Consider the following 4,399-nt stretch of genomic DNA (forward strand, 5'->3'; position numbering starts at 1 on the left):
GCATCGGCCGGAGCCGAGTCGTCGCCCCACAGCAGGGCGGCGCTGCGCCCGCGCAGGACACCCTCGGGCCAGCTCCGGGCCAACGCCACGCTCCGTAGCCGGAGGTCGTCGACCTGGTCGTCCCGACGGTAGTGCCCGTGCCAGATCCGGACGTAGCGACCGCGGTCCCGTGGATCGGGCACTGCCGCGGCCAGTTCGGCTGTGGTCAACGGGCCCGGCGGCAGCCCCGCCGGGTCCGGCGGGGTTGAGGTGCGCGGTTCCCGCGCGCTCGAGGTCTGCACTCGGATCGGGGCTGGTGCTCTCATGCCTCCCACTGTGCGGCACGTGGCCGCCCGACCAGGACCGACGAGCGCCTTCACCGACCCCCGCTGTGGACAGGTCGACCCTGTGGATGACGGACGGATCCAGGCACGTGAACGGGTCGGCCCGGTTCTCAGACGCGGTCGTGCAGGGTGACGTGATATCCATCGGGGTCGGCAAAGGTGAAGGTGCGACCGAACGGGCCGTCGACGGGCTCGGAGACGATGGTCCGGCCGTCCGCGGCGAGGGCGTCGTGGACGGCGTCGACATCGGTGGCGTGGAGCCAGATCGCCACACCGAGGCCCGGTTGATCGACTGAAGCGAGATCGGTGCCGGGAACGATCTCCCTGAGCGCGAAAGCGATCGGCTCGGTCTGGAAGACGACGGCGTGTGGCGGTCCGGCCGGTGAGCGTACGAGCCCCAGATAGCGCTCGTAGAACGCCTGGGAACCGGCGAGGTCGCGCACCTGGAAGGAGATGAAGTCGGGGCCGGTGGCGGGCATGGAGGGTCTCCTGTCGACTGTGTCAGTTATCTGACACAGTCAATCTATGTCAGAATACTGACATGGGTCAAGACGATGAGGGGGTCGATCTCGGGTCGTCGCTCGGTTACTTGCTGAAACAGGCGTCGACCGCCCTCCGCAGAGCGATGGAAGAAGCCCTCCGCCCCCTCGGACTGAGCGTGACGCAGTACGCGTGCCTCGAGCTCCTGGCGCAGCGCCCGGGATTGTCGAACTCGGAACTCGCGCGGGGGGCGTTCGTCACCAGGCAATCGATGAGCGTGGTGCTTCACACGCTGGAACGCCAGGGATACGTCGCCCGTCCGGCCGAAGCACCTGTAGGTAAGGTGCTGCCCACCCGGCTCACCTCCAGTGGACGTCTCGAACTCCGGGCGGCGACGGCGGCGGTCCGATCCGTCGAGGTCAGCATGCTGGCCGGCATGACCGAGGACGAACAGACCGAGGCGTTCCGCGCGCTGCAGCGGATGGTCCGGTCCCTGAGCGACGCGGGCGACGACTCATAGCCGTACCGGATGAACCGCCGTCCGCTCCAGCCGGTCCTTCCTACACCCGTACAACCGCGCCCCTACACCCCGTACAGCCGCGCCCAGTTCTCCCGCGTGGTGAGGCGGGCCTGCGCCTCGCGCCACCGCGCCTGGGCCGCGGGGGCCTCGCGGACGAACCGCGCGAGCAGGGAGGCCAGGCGCTTCTGCAATTCCGTGACCCGCTGCGGGTCGACCTTGCGGTGGTGCACCCCGGTCTGCGAGGCGTCGGTCACGTACACCTCGTCGAAGAGCGAGACGTGCCACCAGGCCGCGTCCTCGTAGGGGACGGCCACGACCCCACGACGCTGCCGTCCGAGCTTCTGGACGAGCAGCCGTTTTCCCAGCACCTGGTCCTCGCGGTCCTCGCGGGGGATCCCCACCTTGCGCTCCACCCTGATCCCCGCGGGAAGGGCGTCGACGGCGAGCTTGGCCGTCTCCGGGTATCCCGCGCGTTCGGCGCGGATCCCGGCCAGGGCGGCCTGCCCGCCATCACCGACACCGTGGGCACCGTCGGGGCCGTCGAGGAACGCCTCTATGCCGCGCATGCGGGTGGCGGCGAGACCGTACTGCATCGCCACGAGCGCCCGCAGGACACTCCGGCCCAGGTTCGTGGCCATCGCGCGCGGATCGATCCCCTGGCGGATGGCGGCGGTGGTCAGCGAATTGCGCATCGAGAAGAACTGACCGAAGTCGTCGCCGTCCTTCCAGTAGAAGTCGGCGTGCCACACGGCCGCCCCCTGAAGGGTGCAGGTGGGCATCCCGGCCTGTCGGCACCGCAACCCGTACTCGATGTCGTCCCACTGGAAGAAGTACGGCAGGGGCAACCCGACCCTCTCCACCGCCTCCCCCGGCACCAGACAGGACCACCACGCGTTGTACTCGGCGTCGACCCGCCGCTCCTGCCGGTTCTCCACCACGGACTCGTCGCGCAGGGCGAACTCGTCCGCGTCCAGCCCGCCCTTGAGCTGATCGAGCTGCGTGCGCTCGGCCGAGACCAGCAGGTAATCCGGGTTGAACAGGTACAGCATCTGCGCGCCGACGAGCATCGGCTCGCGGGTGAGGGCCGCGAAGGCGAACAGCCGCAACACCGTCTCGGGCTCGACCCGGACGTCGTCGTCCATGAGCAGCACGTCCACCGGCCCGGTGGAACCGGGCGCGGTGGCCTCGAACATCCCGCGGCTGAACCCGCCGGCGCCGCCGAGATTGGGCTGGCGCAGGTAGTGCAGCCGCTCGCCGAACTCCCCGGCCGCGCGCCGGAACGCCTCCCGCGTCTCGACCAGGTCGGTCCCCTGATCGGTCACGTAGAGGTCGTCGATCAGCTCGGCCACCACCGGGTCCGAGGCCAGCGAGTCGACGGTGGCGGCGCAGTCGTCCGCCCTGTTGAAGGTGCAGATGGCCACCGCCGCGCGGCGGGCCGGGCTCGTCGTCGTCACACCCCACGTCACCTCGGACACGGTCGCCTCGGCGTCCACGGCGTGGAACTCCAGCCACATCGCGCCACCGTCGACGAACGTGTCCACCGGCACGTGCAACACCGCCATCCCGTCCCCCTGGTGGTGGAACACGTCCACGGTGCGCACGTGGGAACCGATGTCGGACGCGCGGACCAGGACGTCGAGGCGCCCCTCGGACTCCACCGCGACCCGCACGGTGAGGCTGGTGACCGTGGTCCAGCGCTGCCAGTAGGAGGCCTCGAACCGGCCGAAGTAGGTGTTGGTGTCGACGACGGCCCCGGCGTCCAGGTGCAGCTCGGCGCGCGTGCGGCGCACGACCCCCCGCACGATCCGCGAGTACAGGTCGTCGTTGACCCACCTGCGCGGGCCCGAGAACAGGGTGCGCTGCACCAGCAGGTCGCGCTCGTCGGGGGCGGAACCGGCGTCGGCACCTGCGGCTGTCACGGTGGTGGCGTCCATGTGGCGGGTGCTCCTGGGGAGTCGGGGCGGAGGTCGTCTCACTCCCGGGCGACTGCTGGCCCGGGCGCGCCGTCCAGGCTAACCCCGGCCGGGCGGTAACTCGGGAGGGCGGTCAGCGCACCCGGAAGATCACGGTCCGCTGGACGATGAAGTTGGTGACCGTCGCCACGCCCTGCGCGATGACGTAGCCGATCGTCGTGGCCCAGAACGTGCTCCAGCCCAGGTCGTGGAACCACGGCACCAGCAGCATGAACAGGCCCCACTGCACGCCGAACATCAGCGCGTACAGGCCCATCGTGGCGACGAAGCGGGCGCGGGAGGGCTCGGCCTGGAACGTCCACCGGCGGTTGAGCGAGTACGCCGTGAGGGTGCCCGCCACGAAGGACAGCGCCTTGGCCGGTCCGTAGCCCAGACCGAACAGCATCAACAACTGCAGCAGGCCGTAGTCGACGACCGCGGAGAGTACGCCCGTGAGGAAGAAGCGGGTGACCTGGGTCCGGAAGTCCGTCGGCCGTGCCGGATCGGATTCGTGTCGGGCTTCGAGCGGGTCGACGGCCCCGCGCAGGGAGTCGAGGACGGAATCGTCCGGGATGTCCGCGCCGCCGGTAGGTGTACTCACCAGGACAGCGTAGGTCGCGGCCGCCCCGCACGAACACCGGCACGACGACTTGTGCTCGGCCCCCGGACATGCGATCGTCGTTCCATCGCGCGCCCACCAGCGCGCCTCTGGTCGAACAGACGGGCGACACCTCCGCCGACAGCGTTCGATTCCGCGGGAGCGATCAGTTCCGGCCACCCCATCTCCGCACGGCGTCCACACCACCAGGTCCGCGCCACAGCCCCGGGTGAGCCGACGTCGCCTCCGCACCGCATCGCCAGAAGGACTCGTCGGCACCGCCCGTGGCGGCCCGTCGTCGGTCCTTCTCCCGACGACCAGGAGGAACCCCGTGTCCCAGTACCGCAACCCGGCCCTCACCACCGCGCCGACCGTCTTCTCGTACACGCCGACGGGACGGGCCGTCCCGACGTCGTCGCCGTTGCGCACGCCCGACCGACGCCCGGCGGCGCCGTCGTGCACACCCACCGGTCGGGTGGTCCTCTCGACGCCGACCACGCGCGGCTCCGCCTGAGCAGACCGCCCC

General features: G+C 70.5%; 4 protein-coding genes and 1 pseudogene. 1 reads left to right on the forward strand and 4 read right to left on the reverse strand.

Annotated features, from left to right (window positions below; translation table 11 throughout):
- Nucleotides 1-305: pseudogene (locus G6021_RS01655) on the reverse strand (hypothetical protein); the annotation flags it as partial.
- A 128-nt stretch (nt 306-433) separates the two neighbouring features.
- A complete protein-coding gene (locus G6021_RS01660; protein ID WP_182640531.1) occupies nt 434-802 on the reverse strand; it encodes a VOC family protein in 369 nt (122 codons plus the stop codon).
- A gap of 62 nt (nt 803-864) precedes the next feature.
- Between G6021_RS01660 and G6021_RS01665 the strand changes: the two genes are divergently transcribed.
- Nucleotides 865-1,323, forward strand: coding sequence for a MarR family transcriptional regulator (locus tag G6021_RS01665; RefSeq protein WP_182640532.1), 459 nt, complete (start codon nt 865-867; stop codon nt 1,321-1,323).
- Nucleotides 1,324-1,385: 62 nt separating this feature from the next.
- Here G6021_RS01665 and G6021_RS01670 read toward each other — a convergent pair whose 3' ends face one another.
- Both G6021_RS01670 and G6021_RS01675 read right to left on the reverse strand, forming a co-directional pair.
- Nucleotides 1,386-3,257 carry a glycosyltransferase gene (locus G6021_RS01670; protein ID WP_182640533.1) on the reverse strand — a complete coding sequence of 624 codons (1,872 nt, stop codon included), beginning with the start codon at nt 3,255-3,257 and terminating at the stop codon, nt 1,386-1,388.
- Nucleotides 3,258-3,369: 112 nt separating this feature from the next.
- A complete protein-coding gene (locus G6021_RS01675) occupies nt 3,370-3,876 on the reverse strand; it encodes a GtrA family protein (protein ID WP_095717086.1) in 507 nt (168 codons plus the stop codon).
- Nucleotides 3,877-4,399 lie beyond the last annotated feature (523 nt).

The sequence above is a fragment of the Dietzia sp. CW19 genome (assembly GCF_014145265.1).
GTDB lineage: Bacteria > Actinomycetota > Actinomycetes > Mycobacteriales > Mycobacteriaceae > Dietzia > Dietzia natronolimnaea.

Excerpts from the sequence above, each read along its gene's own strand:
- G6021_RS01665 (WP_182640532.1), top strand. The coding sequence starts at position 865 with ATGGGTCAAGACGATGAGGGGGTCGATCTCGGGTCGTCGCTCGGTTAC.
- G6021_RS01670 (WP_182640533.1), bottom strand. The coding sequence starts at position 3,257 with ATGGACGCCACCACCGTGACAGCCGCAGGTGCCGACGCCGGTTCCGCC.
- G6021_RS01660 (WP_182640531.1), bottom strand. The coding sequence starts at position 802 with ATGCCCGCCACCGGCCCCGACTTCATCTCCTTCCAGGTGCGCGACCTC.